Origin of the sequence: Thermococcus thioreducens (assembly GCF_002214545.1) — an archaeon.
Classification (GTDB): Archaea; Methanobacteriota_B; Thermococci; order Thermococcales; family Thermococcaceae; genus Thermococcus; species Thermococcus thioreducens.
In genome coordinates this window covers 873,247-888,881 of sequence record NZ_CP015105.1, presented here as the reverse complement: position 1 = coordinate 888,881, position 15,635 = coordinate 873,247, and the positions used below count along the sequence as shown (strand labels likewise).

Annotated in this window: 17 protein-coding genes; 9 read left to right on the top strand and 8 right to left on the bottom strand. The window is 53.4% G+C overall.

Annotation, left to right across the window (positions count from 1 at the left end; translation table 11 throughout):
* From A3L14_RS04865 to A3L14_RS04835, 7 genes are all read left to right on the top strand, one after another.
* On the top strand, nt 1-930 hold the full coding sequence (locus A3L14_RS04865; protein WP_055428649.1) for a respiratory chain complex I subunit 1 family protein: 930 nt from the start codon (nt 1-3) through the stop codon (nt 928-930).
* 11 nt (nt 931-941) lie between these two features.
* Nucleotides 942-1,535, top strand: coding sequence for a NuoB/complex I 20 kDa subunit family protein (locus tag A3L14_RS04860; protein WP_055428648.1), 594 nt, complete (start codon nt 942-944; stop codon nt 1,533-1,535).
* Complete coding sequence (locus tag A3L14_RS04855; RefSeq protein ID WP_055428647.1) at nt 1,528-2,043, top strand: NADH-quinone oxidoreductase subunit C; 516 nt, start codon at nt 1,528-1,530, stop codon at nt 2,041-2,043. Before A3L14_RS04860 ends, A3L14_RS04855 begins: the two co-directional genes overlap by 8 nt.
* 10 nt (nt 2,044-2,053) lie before the next feature.
* The gene (locus A3L14_RS04850) at nt 2,054-3,229 is read left to right on the top strand and encodes an NADH-quinone oxidoreductase subunit D (protein WP_055428646.1); all 1,176 of its coding nucleotides are present in this window, start codon (nt 2,054-2,056) and stop codon (nt 3,227-3,229) included.
* A gap of 5 nt (nt 3,230-3,234) precedes the next feature.
* Entirely contained in the window at nt 3,235-3,885 is a 651-nt protein-coding gene (gene nuoI, locus A3L14_RS04845; RefSeq protein ID WP_394325658.1) for an NADH-quinone oxidoreductase subunit NuoI, read from the top strand.
* 81 nt (nt 3,886-3,966) lie between these two features.
* On the top strand, nt 3,967-4,569 hold the full coding sequence (locus A3L14_RS04840) for a DUF996 domain-containing protein (protein WP_055428644.1): 603 nt from the start codon (nt 3,967-3,969) through the stop codon (nt 4,567-4,569).
* A 57-nt stretch (nt 4,570-4,626) separates the two neighbouring features.
* The gene (locus A3L14_RS04835) at nt 4,627-5,271 is read left to right on the top strand and encodes a DUF996 domain-containing protein (RefSeq protein ID WP_232473415.1); all 645 of its coding nucleotides are present in this window, start codon (nt 4,627-4,629) and stop codon (nt 5,269-5,271) included.
* A gap of 36 nt (nt 5,272-5,307) precedes the next feature.
* Here the strand turns inward: A3L14_RS04835 and A3L14_RS04830 are convergent, their stop codons facing one another.
* Both A3L14_RS04830 and A3L14_RS04825 read right to left on the bottom strand, forming a co-directional pair.
* Nucleotides 5,308-6,609, bottom strand: coding sequence for a uracil-xanthine permease family protein (locus A3L14_RS04830; protein WP_055428642.1), 1,302 nt, complete (start codon nt 6,607-6,609; stop codon nt 5,308-5,310).
* Between the two features lie 76 nt (nt 6,610-6,685).
* On the bottom strand, nt 6,686-8,029 hold the full coding sequence (locus tag A3L14_RS04825) for a leucine/methionine racemase (protein ID WP_055428641.1): 1,344 nt from the start codon (nt 8,027-8,029) through the stop codon (nt 6,686-6,688).
* Nucleotides 8,030-8,146: 117 nt separating this feature from the next.
* On the opposite strand from A3L14_RS04825, the gene A3L14_RS04820 reads away from it, so the two are divergent.
* On the top strand, nt 8,147-8,608 hold the full coding sequence (locus tag A3L14_RS04820) for an Lrp/AsnC family transcriptional regulator (protein ID WP_055428640.1): 462 nt from the start codon (nt 8,147-8,149) through the stop codon (nt 8,606-8,608).
* Here A3L14_RS04820 and A3L14_RS04815 read toward each other — a convergent pair.
* Genes A3L14_RS04815 through A3L14_RS04805 form a run of 3 tightly spaced genes read right to left on the bottom strand, consistent with a single transcriptional unit; the run spans nt 8,605 to nt 11,338 of the window.
* A complete protein-coding gene (locus tag A3L14_RS04815; RefSeq protein ID WP_055428639.1) occupies nt 8,605-9,681 on the bottom strand; it encodes a M24 family metallopeptidase in 1,077 nt (358 codons plus the stop codon). The genes A3L14_RS04820 and A3L14_RS04815 overlap by 4 nt on opposite strands.
* Before the next feature lie 3 nt (nt 9,682-9,684).
* Complete coding sequence (locus A3L14_RS04810) at nt 9,685-9,996, bottom strand: cupin domain-containing protein (RefSeq protein WP_055428638.1); 312 nt, start codon at nt 9,994-9,996, stop codon at nt 9,685-9,687.
* A gap of 1 nt (nt 9,997) precedes the next feature.
* The gene (locus A3L14_RS04805; protein WP_055428637.1) at nt 9,998-11,338 is read right to left on the bottom strand and encodes a DUF438 domain-containing protein; all 1,341 of its coding nucleotides are present in this window, start codon (nt 11,336-11,338) and stop codon (nt 9,998-10,000) included.
* A 111-nt stretch (nt 11,339-11,449) separates the two neighbouring features.
* Here A3L14_RS04805 and A3L14_RS04800 point away from each other — a divergent pair, with 111 nt between their 5' ends.
* On the top strand, nt 11,450-11,929 hold the full coding sequence (locus A3L14_RS04800) for a DUF1858 domain-containing protein (protein ID WP_055428636.1): 480 nt from the start codon (nt 11,450-11,452) through the stop codon (nt 11,927-11,929).
* A gap of 123 nt (nt 11,930-12,052) precedes the next feature.
* Here A3L14_RS04800 and A3L14_RS04795 read toward each other — a convergent pair whose 3' ends face one another.
* From A3L14_RS04795 to hcp, 3 genes are all read right to left on the bottom strand, one after another.
* The gene (locus tag A3L14_RS04795) at nt 12,053-12,850 is read right to left on the bottom strand and encodes a hypothetical protein (protein ID WP_055428635.1); all 798 of its coding nucleotides are present in this window, start codon (nt 12,848-12,850) and stop codon (nt 12,053-12,055) included.
* 35 nt (nt 12,851-12,885) lie between these two features.
* Nucleotides 12,886-13,971 (bottom strand): PDDEXK family nuclease, encoded by a 1,086-nt coding sequence (locus A3L14_RS04790; protein ID WP_074631251.1) that lies wholly within the window; start codon nt 13,969-13,971, stop codon nt 12,886-12,888.
* A 226-nt stretch (nt 13,972-14,197) separates the two neighbouring features.
* Entirely contained in the window at nt 14,198-15,568 is a 1,371-nt protein-coding gene (hcp, locus tag A3L14_RS04785; RefSeq protein WP_055428853.1) for a hydroxylamine reductase, read from the bottom strand.
* Nucleotides 15,569-15,635 lie beyond the last annotated feature (67 nt).

Sequence of the window (15,635 nt, the reverse complement as noted above, 5' to 3'; positions counted from 1 at the left end):
ATGTTTGAAGTTGCGCTGAAAGCCCTCTTCCTATTACTTTACGCGACCTTCGTAGGGTTCATCTTCATGGGCATCATAAGGAAGGTCTCAGCGAGAATACACAGGAGAGTCGGTCCGCCGCTCTATCAGCCGATACTCGATACCATAAAGCTCCTCTCAAAGAAGAGCAACATAACCCACGGCCTCATCTACGACTTCGGAATCATCTACGCCCTTGGGGCAACGATACTGGCATTGATGTTCATTCCGATAGGCAGCGTCAGCATACTCAGGGCCTACGGTGACCTCATCCTCATCACGTTCCTGCTTGAGATACCGATGCTCGGAATAATGTTCGCCGCAATGAGCTCAGGGAACCCGTGGGCAGGTCTCGGTGCCCAGCGTGCACTGCTCACACTGCTTGCCATACAGGTTCCGCTCGGCTTCGCCATAGTCGCTCTTGCGGAGTTCTACGGAACGTTCAGCACGTACCAGATAGTCATGGCCCAGCAGGTCAGCGGGTGGAGCATAATCCACATACCCCTCCTGCTGGCGGCTATAGCGTACGACATAGTGCTCCAGGCAATGTTCGGAAAGGAGCCCTTCGACATCATGATCGCACCGGGTGAGATATCCCTCGGTCCAATGGTCGAGTTCGGCGGCAAGCACATGGGTATCCTCCAGATACAGCACGCCATAGCCCTCTTCGCCGAAACGCTGTTCTTCAGCAACATCTTCCTCGGCGGTGCGGTGGTTATGGCATTCGCCAGCCCGGTGCTCAACACCATAGCAGGCCTCGGAATCCTGCTCATCAAGCAGATAGCGGTGCTCATGATTGCAATATTCATCGGCAACATCTTCCCGAGGTTCACCATAGACCAGGCGGCCAAGTTCTACTGGAAGTGGCCGACCATCATAGCGGCCCTCGGTGCCGTGTTAGCGAGTCTGTGAGGTGGTGAGAAATGGATTGGAAGCTCTGGGAACCGCTTATTGAATTCGCAAGGAAAAGAAGCCTTTGGATAGTGTCCTTCTGTACGGGATGCGGCGGTATAGAAATGCCGCCGCTCATGACCTCCAGATATGACCTGGAGCGCTTCGGTATGATGCCGAACCCAGCCCCGAGAATGGCAGACCTGTTCCTCATTACCGGCTACGTCACGCCAAAGACCCTCAAGAGGATAATCATAACCTACGAGATGCAGCCGGATCCAAAGTACGTCATAGCGCACGGCTCGTGCACCATCAACGGAGGCATCTACTGGGACGCCTACAACGCCATCAAGAGGCTTGACGCCTACATACCGGTCGATGTCTACATAGCCGGCTGTATGCCGAGGCCCGAGTCCGTCATGGAGGGAATCAACAAGATGATGGAGATGATCGAGAACGGCACGGCCGACAGCTGGAAGCGCTACAAGGAGAACTACGAGTGGTATAAGAAGAACCAGGATGAACTGTTCGGAGAGGGATGGCGCGAGAGGGAGGCCAAGAGATGGCTTCCATGGATAATGGACGACCTCAAGAGGGTCGAAAAGGAGCGTGAGAAGAATGACTGACTACGAAGCTCTCGTTTCAACCATCACTGAAAAGGCGCCCTATGCTGAAGGAAAAGTCAGACGGGAGAGGAGAATAGAGTTCACTATTCCCGCAGACAGGATAAGGGACTTCCTCAAGCTCCTCAAGGACAACGACTTTGAGCTCCTGCTCCAAATTACGGCCGTTGACTGGCCCGACAGGGGAGAAATCGAGCTGATTTACCAGGTCTTCAGCATAACCCACAGGACACATACCTTCGTCAGAACCGCCATACCGAGGGATAACTCAGTGGTGCCCACCGTCATGGACATCTATCCGGTTGCGGAGACCTACGAGAGGGATGCTCATGAGTTCTTCCAGGTCGTCTTTGAGGGCAATCCAAAACTCAAGATGCCCTGGATACTGGAGGAGGAAGACAAAGAGGCCGGCCTCTCCTACAGGAAGGACTTCGACATGCTCGGCTACGTGAAGAGGAAGTATAAGATACTGGACAGGTTCGATGAGGATAAGGACACCTATGTGATCTGAGGTGAGGATAATGGTTTCACAGAGCGAGCTTGTTAAAGAGGCAAGAGAGAACGGGATGGAGCTGCTTCCAATAGACAAGGACACCTACGAACTGTTCTTCGGGCCCCAGCACATGGCAACCGAGAACTACAGCATAATCCTCAAGATGGACGGCAACAGGGTCGTTAAGGCCATAGCCAACCCCGGCTTCCTCCACAGGGGATTCGAGAAGCTGGCCGAGTACAGACCGTGGTACACGAACATAGCCTTACTGCTTAGAGTCTGTGTTCCCGAGCCCGATGTCCCGGAGGTCATATACTCAATGGCCGTCGAGGAAATACTCGGCTGGGAAGTCCCGGACAGGGCACAGTGGATCAGGACAACCGTCCTTGAGATGGCGAGGGTCTCAGCGTATCTGTTCTGGACGATGGGTATGGCCTTCAAGCTCGGTGTCTACACCGCCGGCCAGTGGGCTGCCGCCTACCGTGAGAGGTTTATGGCGCTCTTCGAACAGCTCACCGGGGCCAGGGTCTACCACATCTACACAATCCCTGGAGGTGTGAGAAGGGATATACCCAGCGACGCCTGGCTGAGGCGCCTCAGGGACACGGTGGAGTACATAAAGAGCAAGCTCCCCGACTTCGACGAGATACTCTTCGAGAACTACATAACCCACCGCAGGCTTGAAGGGATAGGTGTGATGGACAGGAAGTTCGCCCTTGATGAGGGCGTTACCGGGCCCAACCTCCGTGCCACCGGAGTCCCCTACGACGTGAGGCGCGTTGACCCGTACCTCCTCTATCCGGAGCTCGACTTCGAGGTGCCCGTCCTGAGGGACGGAGATGCCCTCGCGAGGGTCATGGTGAGGCGCTTTGAGATAGAGCAGGACCTCTACATACTCGAACAGCTACTCGACATGGGGCCGCCGAGCGGGCCATACAAGGTCGAAGACCCGAGGCTCAAGAACCTGCCGAGGTTCAAGGTTCCGGCCGGGGACGCCTTTGCCCACGTTGAGAGCACAAAGGGTGACTTCGGCGCCTACGTCGTCAGCGACGGAAAGAACAAGCCGTACAGGCTGCAGCTCAGGGGGCCGAGCATATCCCACGGAATCAGGGTCATCGAACAGCTACTCGTCGGAGCGAGAATAGCCGACGTGCCCGTGATACTCGTAAGCCTTGACAACTGCCCACCGGACATAGACAGGTGATGGAAATGGAGGTCGATTTTAAGGTCGCCCCGGAGAGCAAGATCAGGAAGAAGCCGTCCTACATAAAGCCCTGGATGGGGCTGAAGTACCTCTTCAAGAAGCCGGTCACCATAAAGATACCCCAGGAAAAGACCCAGATTGCCAAGGAGTACCGCGGTCTCCACACCCTCGACTGGAAGAAGTGCGTCGGCTGTAACTTCTGCGGCCAGATATGTCCGGCGAGGGCCATAGAGATGACCTGGCTCGAAAAGGACGGCCAGATGGAGAAGAGGCCGCACCCCAAGATAGACTACGGAAGGTGCACCTACTGCCAGTTCTGTGTTGACGTGTGCCCCACCGGAGCCCTGGGCTTCATCGAGACCTTCATGATAACCACCACCTGGCAGGAGGAGCAGCTTGAGGTGTTTGACTGGGTTCCGATACACCCCGACGAGTTCAGGAAGTATCAGGACGAATACGGCGACTACCGCTTCCCGGTCGAGAAGATAGAGTTCAACAAAGAGACCAAGGAAGTTACCTACCACCTCAGGGACGGCACCGTGTTCAAGTTCAAGATACTGGGCTACGGCATAAGACCGCCCAAGAAGCCAGCGGCTAAGCCTGCCGAGAAGAAGGAAGCCGAACCCGCCGAAAAGACCGAGGAGAATAAGGAGTGAATTCCTTTTCTCCCTTTTCTCCCGGACAGTATCCAGCGTAACCTTTTAAAGTTTTAATCCCAACTAACCTCCGGTGGTCACATGGTGGAGCTGAGGAGCGAGAGGAATCTCGGGCTTATAGGCTCGGTTCTGGTTCTTGTCGGGAGCTTTACCGGCATCATCCCCTACTGGGGGATGGTGGCTGGAGGTCTATCCCTCGTCGGGGAAATACTCGTGCTGATAGCGCTGAAAGGCCTCGGCGACAAGCTCAAAGACGATAGACCCTTCAGGTACTACCTCTACTCGGTGATAGCCACGATAGGCATAGCGGTCATTGCGATAATCTTCATGGTGGTGGGCATCGTTGCGATGGCAAGCACCGGCATGACGTTCAACGAAACCCCTGAGCAGGTTCTCGGGGCCCTGGGAATAGGGATGATATTTCTCGGTATGGCTCTTATACTGGCCGCAGTCGTGGTCGGCATCTACTACGCTGTAAAGACCTGGAGGGCCACCTATGAGCTAACGGGCGTTGAGGAGTTCGACAAAACTGCAACTTTCATAAAGTGGGGGGCAATAACCGCGATACTCCTCGTGGGAATCGTGCTCCTCTTCATCGCGGCAATCTATCAGATAATAGCCTTTGCAAAGCTGCCAGAGGAACTGGAAGGAAAGCCCCAGACCGAAACTATAAACGCCCTCTGAATTTCCCACTTTTTCAGGTAAGCCTTTTAAGAATGAACGCCGTTTTTATTTCCGGTGGTGTCTGTGGGGGTAGACGTCAGCAGTGAGAAAAATCTTGGACTGTGGGGGTCGATCATAGGCCTCGTCGGTGCCTTCGTCCCGTACCTAGGAAGCGTGCTTGCTCTGGTTGGATTTATTTTGGTGCTGGTCGCGCTCAAAGGGATAGGCGACAAGGTTAAAGATGACAGGCCATTCAAGTACTACCTCCTTGCCTTCATCTCCGCGATAGGGGTGGTTGTTATATTTGCCATCGTGGTCTTCACGAGCCTCTTTGCGTTCAGTGGCTTCGGTGTTATCGAAGAGACGCATTCCCTAGTGACAACACCTGAGGGAGAAACGGTTGTGATGCCTCCCCATGAAGTCCAGCATAGCTCACCTACCTTCGTGATAGCCGGCGTCTTTCTGTTCTTCCTGGTGGTAATGATAGTCGTTGCGTACTTCGAGATGAAGACCTGGGGCGCAATGTACGAGATAACAGGCACCAAAGAGTTTAACGATGCCTCCACCTGGTACAAATGGGGAGCGATAACGGCCATTATTCTCGTGGGATTTTTGCTGATGTTCATAGGCAGGATATTCGTCATACTGGGCTTCTCCAACATGCCAAAGGAGCTGGAACAAAAAGGGACCGGGGATTTTATTGTAGACTCCCCCATAATCTGAGCGTGTTTTTCTCTCATTTTTAAAAATTTGAAGGGATCAGAGAACCCTCTCAAGGATTATCGCCGTTAGTGCACCAACGGCCATCCCCGACTCCAGGATGCTGGCGATTATCTTCGGGAAGGCCGCCAGGAACTCCGGGGGCAACTGGGGCGCGCCGAGACCGGCTATGAGTGAAGCGGCAAGGATAAGGGTGTTTCTGTCGTTAAACTCGACCCTCTCCTTTATCAGCCTCAAGCCGGTGACGCTGATCATTCCGTACAGGGCCAAGGTCAGACCCCCAAGAACCGGCGCCGGCATTGAGGCCAGTATTCCAGCGAATTTGGGAACCAGCGAGAGCAGTATGAGGATAACCGCCCCCATCTGCACCACGTACCTGCTGCCCACTTTGGTGAGCGCCACGACTCCTATGTTCTCGGAGTAGCTCGTCGTCCCGCACGCCCCGAGGAGGCCCGCTATCGAGCAGGCCAGGCCTTCGCTGCCTATTCCCCTCGCTATCCGCTTTTCGTTTATCTCGGAGCCCGTAACGGCCGCTATCGCGTGGTAGTCCCCGACGCTCTCTATGATGCTCACCATGAATGCGAAGAGGAGCAGGATTATTGCGGTTGTGTCAAAGACCGGACTGCCCCACGGAAAGAGTGTGGGAACGCTTACCACGGGCAGGGTTTTTACCAGCCCGGAGTCCACCAGTCCCAGAGGGACGCTGACGAGATAGCCAACAACTGCGCCGACAACGACGGGCATCGCCTTCAGGCTCCCACTCGCCCTGAGGGCCACGAAGACGGTCGTCAGGAAGGTTATCATTGCCACCAGGGCGGCCTTGACAACCGCTCCGCCGGAGGGGTCGGCATAGAAATTGAAGAAGTTCTTTACAGCAACATCTGCTAGACTGAAGCCTATCAGCGTTATCGTGACGCCTGTGACCAGCGGTGTGAAGAGCTTCCTGACCTTCCCGATTATCCCAAGCCAGCCTATTGCGGCCTCGATTAGGCCGCCGACTATCAATGCCCCTTGCACCGCCGCCATTCCCAGGGAGGAACCTATGGCTATCAGCCCGGGAATAAAGGCGAAGCTCGATCCCTGCACTATCGGGTAGCGCGACCCTATTATGGTCTGGAGGAGAGTCGCTATCCCCATCGCCAGCAGAACTGCCTGTATCATGAGGGCAATTTCGGAGCCGCTCAGCCCAATGGCACTTCCAACAACGAGCGGCACTGTGACCGTCGCCCCAAACATCGCGAGAACGTGCTGAAGGCCAAAAACCAAAGCCTTTGAAGGTTCAACCCTCTCCTCGATTCCAACCTTCAGTACAGGTCCCTTCATGGTTTCAAGGGTTTCCATTGAAGCCCGCTCAACCTGTGTAAAAGTTTGTTTAAAAAGATTTCGGAAGCTGAAAAAATGGACAGAAAAATGTCAATCACCAGCCCTGAACCTTCGTCAGGACATCGTCCGGAACCCTGCCCTCCTCAACATCGGCTATGGCCTGTTCCAACCTGTTGAGGCCTTCCTCCAGGAGTTCCTCCTCTATCGTGAGGGGCGGCTGAATCCTCAGCACGTTGCCCTGGAGGAACGCAAGAACTAAACCCAGCTCGTAGGCGCGCCAGACGATCTTTCTGGCCTCCTCGTAGGCCCTCTCCTTGGTCTCCCTGTCCTTCACGAGGTCAACGCCGAGCATCAGGCCAAGGCCGCGGACGTCACCTATGAGCTCGTGCTCCTTCTTCATCTCCTCCAGCCTCTTTTTCGTGTGTTTTCCGAGCTTCTCCGCCCTTCTGAGAAGGTCCTTCTCCTCAATCTCCTCGATGACGGCTAAAGCCGCTCTGCTCGCCAGGGGATTGCCGCTCAGTGTGAACGTGTGGCCCAGGGACGGCAGGGAATCGAGGATCTCTCCCCGGCCGATTACTGCGCTTATGGGCAGTCCACCGCCGAGGGGCTTTGCGAGGGTTATTATGTCCGGCCTGACCCCGAAGTGCTCTATTGCGAACCATTTGCCGGTTCTCCCCATTCCGCTCTGAACCTCGTCCACAGCCAGGAGGATGCCGTGTTCATCGAGGATTTTCTTCACTCTTTTGAAGTAGCCATCCGGTGGGACGACCATTCCCGCATCGCCCTGTATCGGCTCGGCAAAGAGTGCAGCGGTTCCCTCCGCGTAAACCTCCCCTTCGAACTTTTCCTTGAGGTAGGAGACGCACTCCATTTTGCAGGCCTTTGGCTCCTTCCCGAAGGGACAGCGGTAGCAGTTGGGGTAGGGAATGTAGTGAACGTCGCTCAGCTCGCCCACCACCGAACGAACCTCGAAGTCGAGTCCAGTTATGCTCATAGCACCGTAGGTTGCCCCGTAGTAGCTCCTGAGGTAGCTTAAAATCGCTCTCCTACCTGTGTAAGCCCTCGCGAACTTTATTGCACCGTCGTTGGCATCGCTCCCCGTCATTCCGAAGCTGACCTTGGGACTTTCAATCGGTGCTATCTCGGCGAGCTTCTCGGCCAGGAGGAGAGGCTCAACCGGGAAGCCGTAGATGAACGTGAAGTGGATCAGCCTTTCCGCCTGGTCTTTTATTGCTTGGACAACACGGGGGTTGTTGTGACCGATGTTCTGCACCGCCGCATCGCTCAGGAAGTCTATGTACTCCCGGCCCTCGATGTCCCAGACGAGGGCGTTTCGGGCTTTCACCCCGACTATCGGGGCGTAGGTAACGCGTGCCGACCTCGGGAAAACCCGCGAATAGCGCTCCAGAACTTGCCCCTTGTCCTTAGGATATTCCATGCTCTCACCGTACTGCTATATGCGTTTGAAATTAATAGCAATTTCGCCTAAATTTTGCGGATTCCGTGGAAATATTTAAAAGGATGGCATCAAACTGGCAAAAATAGGTGGGGAATAATGCGGAGTAATGGACATCTTGACGAGCTGGACAGGATGATACTCCACATCCTTCAGGAGGACGGAAGGGCCAGCTACTCGGAGATAGCCAGACGTCTAAGGGTTCCAGAATCGACGGTCAGGCTCCGTGTGAAGAAGCTGATGGAGCGGGGCGTCGTCAGGAAGTTCGCGGCGCTGATAAACCCCTTTAAAGCGGGTTACTCAATCGTTGCTTTTATAGCGGTTGATGTCGAGCCAAGCAGGGTGAAGAAAGCGGCGGAAGAGCTTAGCAAACTGCCGGAGGTGGACGTCCTAGGCATAGCAACCGGGGCGCACGACATACTCATGCAGGTCACGGTAAAAGACCTCCAGGAGCTGGAGAGCTTCCTCATTGAGAAGCTCGGAAGAGTGGAGGGGATAAGGAGCACGGAAACCTCTATCCTGACGAGCGTACGCAAATGGGGCTACGCGAGGGTCTTTTAGGTGACCCTCTCCAGCCCGTTCTTCTTCACTATGTAGGTGTCCTCGTGCTTTATCGCCCCCTCAGGAATCATGAGGGGCGGGTGTATTATCGTCAGAACCATGTTCTCCTGGACCTTCGTGGCCCTCTGGGGGACGACTATTGTGGTTATTGGCGGCTCCTCGATGAGAAGGCCGACGCCGTGGGTGTAGCCGGCCAGATAAGCATCACCGAATCCCTTTTCCCTGAAGAACTCAGCGAGCCTCTTCTCGACGGCGCTCAATGCAACGCCAACCCTGGTTTCCTCAAGCGCAATCCTGTAGGCCTCTTCCTTGACTTCGATGGCCCTTCTGACCCTTCGCCCCGGCTCTCCGACGATGAAGGTTCTCGCCATGTTGGCGTAGTAGTGGTTCCAGTCCGCCCCGATGACGATGGTAACGACGCCGTTCTCCGGAACCCTCAGGTCGCGGAACGGTTCGGCATGGGCTCTGGGCGTCACGGAAACGTAGACCTTGGGATCCTCGCTTCCGTTGAGCATGAGCTCCCTGACCACCTCGGCCGCTATCTCAAGCTCGCTGAGGCCTGGCTTTATAATCTCCTCAGCGACCCCCATCCCCTTAACGGCTACCTTCCCTGCCTTTCTGATGTTGTCCAGCTCCCACTCGTCCTTTATCATCCTCAGCCCCATGGTGAGGTCAAGGATGTCAACTATTTCCACGGTGGGATTGAGGCGCTCGAATATCTTGAGGAATATCAGGTAGGCGTCACGCTCTATGCCGAACTCAAGGCCTACTCTCGTCATTCCGTTCCCGTGTATCCACGTTACTATACCCGCCATGAGGTCCTCAACTCGCTGGAACTCCACGACGTTTTCGATCCAGCTCTTCTCCCGGAAAAGCTCCGCTTCACCTTTGACGACGTAAACTACCGGTTCACCCTCTGAAGGGATGAGGAGGCTCGGCCTGAGCCACTTGGTTCCGGTGAAGTATATGAAGCTGGAGAGGGTCCTTACGACGGCCCCGTCTATCTCGTTCTCCCTGAGGAGCTCCTGAAAGCGCTCCACACGTTTTCGAAATACCTCGGGGTCACCCCTCATCTTTCACACCACCTTGATAACGAGGAATGCCATGTCGAGGCTCCCCCCGTTGGAGACCGCGTGCGGCACTCCCTTAGGCAGGTATACGGCGGTTCCCTTCTTAACCTCTGCCCTTTCATCACCGACCTCCACGATGCCCCTGCCCTTGAGGACGTAGATGAACGCATCAACCGGCGTTGTATGTCTCTTCAGACTCTCCCCGGGCTTCAGGGTTATGTAAAATATCTGGGCGCTTTCCCCGTCCATCAGCTTTCTCACGTCCACCCCGTGAGGATTTTCAACCCTCTCGGCCTCTTCAACCCCAACAACCTTCATCTCAGTCCCTCCAGTCCAGCAGTCTCTTCTCACCCTTAATCTTCCTGTAGGGCTCGATGTCCATTGTCATCTCAAGCGTCCCGATGTAGTTTCCGTCCCTGTCAAAGAGGGGCACGTATTTTATGTAAACGTACTTCGGCCCGAGCCTGAGCCAGAACGTTGCCTCGCTCTTCCTGCCCTCCTTGAATGCCCTGAGTATCTTGTTGACTATATGGACGCTCTTCGGCGGGTGGCAGAGCTGGACCGGCCTTCCGAGAACCGACGGCGTCCTTGTGAATATCCTCTCTCCAGGAGAGAAGAACCTAACGCGGTCGTCCTTGTCGATGAAAGTCACGTCAACCGGAAGGGCCTCGAATATCGCCTTCAGCTCTTCTATGCTAACGAAGCCCGTTCCGAGGTCGATGTCGCCCTCGCGCTTCAGCTGGCTTTTGTCAAACTCCAGAGGACGGCCTTTCAGGGCCTGCTGAACTTCCTTTGGAAGGTTCAAAAGTTCCTCAACGCTCAGTTCAGGGTTGATTTCCCATGGATGGAGCGGTTTAACGTCCTCACCGGGGTTCCAGGCGGGTGGGTTGACCTTGTAATAGCCGATCTCATCCTCCTGCATCCTTATTGCCTTCCACTCGCCCTCGCTTAGCAACGCTTTGAGCGTTGGATAATAGATGTTGTTCTCCCTGAAGACCATATCGCTCAGCGCGAAGGAAACCTCGCTGGCTTTCTCCTTAAAGCGCTCAACGAACTCTTCCCAGGGCATCTCGTCCTTCTTCCCCAAAAGCTCAGCAATCCTCTTTACCATGAACCTGATTTCGTCGTGCTTCGTCCAGAGAACCGTCGCTATGGCAGTCAAACCCCTGCGCTCAATGTAGGGGAAGGTGAGCATCTCCTCCCTGTTGTAGTGTGTGAAGCCGACCTTTCTGAGGTTGCCCACTATCTCCTCCAAGACACCGAGGATTTCAGCTTTCATGCGCTCATCTTTGGTAGTCGCCAAAGTCCTCGCATAGAGGTTGAGCATCTCGGCGTCCTTCATTATCTCCTTGTTTTCGAGGTAGAGCGTCTTGAGCGGGTGCCCGTCCGGAAGGTCTTTCTCCTCAACCTCTTCCGTCCCGGCAACCGCTTCTCTGAAGAGTTCAACGTGTAAATCACACATCTTCGCTATGTCTTTTGCCGAGATTCCCTCCTTCACGAGCTCCTGCTCTATGATGGGAATCTCGAGGGGTGAAATGCCGCTCAAGACCTGGCGGAACTCTTCCTTGAGTTTATTGACATCTTCCCCTTCGTGAATCCTGAGGAGAAGCTTCTTCAGCTGCTCCTTCTTGTATTCGCGATTGTTCAGCAACTCAGTCATCTTTATCACCTTCATGACGAGTGTCATAGTGGGTACTTTTAAGCGTTTCTGGGCAGATTTGCCCAACAATCTTTATATGTCGCACGTCATAGAAGGGAGCGGTGATGAAAAATGATGCTCGACGTTCGTGGATTACAGCCTCCCCAGCCGGCGGTCATGATTATGGAGGCCCTTGGAAAGCTCCCGGTGGGGGAGACTCTTGAAGTTATAGGAGACAAGCCCTTCGTTGACATGCTGGGGAGACTTGAGGAGGCAGGTTATCGGGTTGAACTGAAAGAAGTTGGCGGGGCATTCGTGCTCAGGATTATGAAGACCGAGGACTCCAGGGAGCTTAGGATGGAAATCAGGGAGTGCGACGATAAGCTGGACGAGATAACGGAGGAAACCAACGTGGGCAAACTCCTGAAGGCCTATCCCGAATCTCTGAAGATACTTGTGAAGTACGGATTCTCCCCCCTTGAGAACCCCGAGATGAGGAAGACGCTCGCGAGGACGATTACGTTGAAGCAGGCGAAGGAGCTCATTGGGATGGGGGACGAGAAGTTCAGGGAGATGATGGAGGAGCTGAAAGAGCTGGAAGAGGACAGATAGTTCAGTTCAAAGCATTTCCTATTGAAGTTATTTGTTTTTTCAGTAATCTCAACCTATGATGGATTATTTTTGTTAATTCTTAAAGCCACTAGACTTTTAGACTTTGGCGAGGCTGCTGCTCGCTCAATATGGTTCAGCCCCCGTTTGAGCTTTAAAGTATTCCTCGGCCCTCCTGGTTAGGAATTCGTTTTCAATTTTCTTTCCAACACGCTTGAAAACCGTTGCAGTCATGTGCAGACTGAACCATGCTTTGTCCTCGAGTAAGTCTTGGTAGCATTCTTCGTCCGTCAGATCGCTCTCCCTTACCGTGACGAGTATGTTATACCCATCCATGCTTTTAACCAGCACGTACTCTCTCTCCCCTCTTCCAGGTCTTTCAATCAGCTCGTAGAGACCATCCTCCAAGTCCAAGAGTTCTCTCTTCACAACAGTAACGCCAGAGGGAATAACTTCAAGCTTTCCCCGCTTCACAATCCCAACTGACCATTCATAGAGCAAGAATCGATTGGTATCACCAAACACCCTCTCAAGACGTTCATATCCGTAGATGTATCCACAAATGAGAACCGCTCCGATCTCCGTTAGTTTTTTGAGGAATTTAAGGAATTCAGAACTTAAGATGAAATCAAATTTGCTCATGCAGGTTTCGAGGTCAATAACTGTCACGCCGTCTTTTGAGAATACTTCGATGTCAAAGTAGTCGTGAGGACCCCAATCTTCGATTGTGTTCAGTGTAAAGTGGATGTGGCCTTTAAGCATTAGTTTGAATCCCCTTGTGTCCTCAAACTTAAACCACTCCATGTTTTCCCTCTCGTTCCCGTACTGCTTCTCGCCGAGGAACTCAAATTCCTCTCTAAATTTTTCCAACACTATTCCCCAAGGCTCATCAAACACCGCAACGACACTCTTGCAATCCCCCATACATTCACCTCCAATGGTTCAAAAATTGTAAAGAGTTAATTAAATTCCGAAATCTTCTGGACTAACTCAATATCAACCCCAAACTTAGACTTCGCCTCTCGTATGGCTGACATGACATCATAATACCCCCTGGGATTTGATGTACCCCTTGAGTAGTACACGTAGATTTTATCAACGCCATTTTTCTTGGCGTATTCGGCTTGAATTAATAGTTGATTCTTCTTGATTTGACTGAAGCTCCTTTTGCACTCTATGTAAACCTCCCTTCCTCTTTTCTTAACAATTATGTCAATTTCAGTTTTTCCGATTGAGGTTATCACGTCTTTCTCAACTTCCTTGATTGTCCACCGATTTTTCTTGAGGTAGCTAACCACTTCCGCCTCGTAGAGTGGGCCCAGTGTCTTGTCATCCCTAAGATCCGCATTGACTCTCTTAATTAGCTTGCTTCCTCCGTGCTTAACGTTGCTTGCGTCGTTGAGTACTTCTTCAAGCTTCTTAACGTCCCAGTCTCGGCGAATAACCTCCTTAAATGCATTCTTGTTAGTTAACCATTTCCTGATCCTTCTGAGGCTACCAACAACCTCATCAAAGTCCATGCCACGCCTTTTTACATATTTCTCGCCTATCTCCTCGAGGTACTGCTTGCCCAGTTCGTTTACCACCCACCTGGCGTTTTCTCTGCTGACTTTCGTGAATTCCCTAACCATTATTTTATGTCCCAGGTAGTCCTTTACGATGCCCATTGAAAACCTGGATATTTCATCCCCGTCCTTCGCGAGTATCTTGATTCCCCATTTTCCACCGCGAACGATGTCTGTTGGATCTGGAGCAAGGATTGCAGATAGTGCATCATACGCCATTGCCGCCTCAGGAGAGACGTAATGTTCGATGGCAAGACTTAACGCATTGTCCACGAGGATTGCACCTATCACCAGAACAATTCCCGGAACAGCCTGGGGCTGGACCTCATCCCCAGGCTTCCCCGGACCGAGCTCATGCGGAACCTTCACGGTGCTGTTAGTAGTCGAGTTTACGAAGCTGGCAGTCGCGCTGGCTCCACTGACCGTCATTCCAAGGAAGAGAAACACCAAAGCCAGAGCAAGAAACCTCCTCCAGCCCATAAGGGCACCTCCAGTGTTACTCATAAGGATAACAAATCCAAGCCTTAAAAAATTTTCTACTATTAGTATTAACAAAGCAGTGACAATTAAAATTAGGTCACTACTCCACAGGGAGTTCAGATTACAACCGCCGAAACATGACAATCTAAGAACAGCCAGAAGCCTGACAGAATCCAAATCCAATAACTCAAACACCAATAACCCAAAGAGAAAAAGAAGAGTTAGTTTAATCCAGCTCCTCCGCGAGGGGTGAACCCTCCTCCACGCTTATTCCCTTGCCGAGCATGTCCCTGAGGTCAGCCTCCGGGTCGCCGGTGAGCCTGAGGTCAAACTGCCTCCTGAGGATCTCAAACACATTGGGAGTCAGGAACTCTGGCGGCCTTGGTCCGATGTAGATGCCCTTGATTCCCAGGTAGAGGAGCGAGTAGAGTATCGCTATGGCTTTCTGCTCCATCCAGCTCAGGACTATGCTCACCGGCAGGGAGTTCACATCCGTCCCGAGTTCATTGGCGAGTGCTATTGCAATCTCGATTATCGAGTACACGTTGTTGCACTGGCCGAAGTCGAGGAACCGTGGAATGCCCTCAATGGTGCCGTAGTCCCTCGCGTTGTAGCGGAACTTGCCGCATGCCGCAGAGAGTATCAGCGCATCCTTTGGAATCAGCCCAGTGAGCTTCTCGTAGTAGCCCATGCCCTTGTGCGGGGTGTCACAACCGCCCACGACGAAGATGTGCCTTATCTTGCCCTCCTGGATTAGCTCTATCAGTTTGTCCTTCATCGCCAAAACGTTGGTGTGGTGGAAGCCGGTGAGGAGCTTTCCGCCGTCGTAAGCCTCCATCCTGGGGGTTTCAAGGGCGCGCTTTATGAGCGGCTCGAAGTTGTAGTCCTCGATGTGGGGAACCCCTTCAAGGCCCGCTATCCCAACGGTGAAGATTCTGTCGGCGTAAGCCTTCGTCGGCTGCTGGACACAGTTGCTTGTGCCCAGAATGACGCCCGGGAACTCCGCGAATTCCTTCTTCTGGTAGAGCCACGAGCCTCCCCAGTTGCCGTAGAGCGCTTTGAACTTCCTCAGCTCGGGGTATGCATGTGCCGGAAACATCTCCGCGTGGGTGTAGACCTTGAGCTCCTCCTCAAGGCCCATCTCCTCGATCTGCCTGAGGAGTTCATACAGAGCCTTGTAGCTGTGGCCGGTGACGAGTATGCCGTGTCCCTCCGCAGTTCCGGTCGGGACTTCAACCGGCTCCGGCCTTCCGAAGGTCTCAACGTAGGCCTTATCGAGGAGCTTCATCGCCTCAAGGTGAACCCTTCCGTTCTCAAGGATGAGCTCAAGGAAGCGGTTCTTGTCGAAGTTGACGTTGGTCAGGGTCGAGTAGAGGGCCTCAGCCAAAAAGTGGCCTATCCTCGGGTCGTCGTAGCCGACCTCAAGGGCGTGGTAGTAGTAGGCCGATGTTCCCTTTATGCCGTAGAGCAGGGCCTCCTGGAGCGAGTTGAGGTCGGGGTCTTTGCCGCAGACTCCCCTTATAGTACACCCTCCCGCCAAACTCATCGAACACTGGTTGCAGAGCATATCAAACGCTTCCGGAACGCGTATCGCCATATCCATCAACCTCCATTTTTATGACACGTGTCATATCCTTCGGTTATAGATGAAGTGACCTTCATAA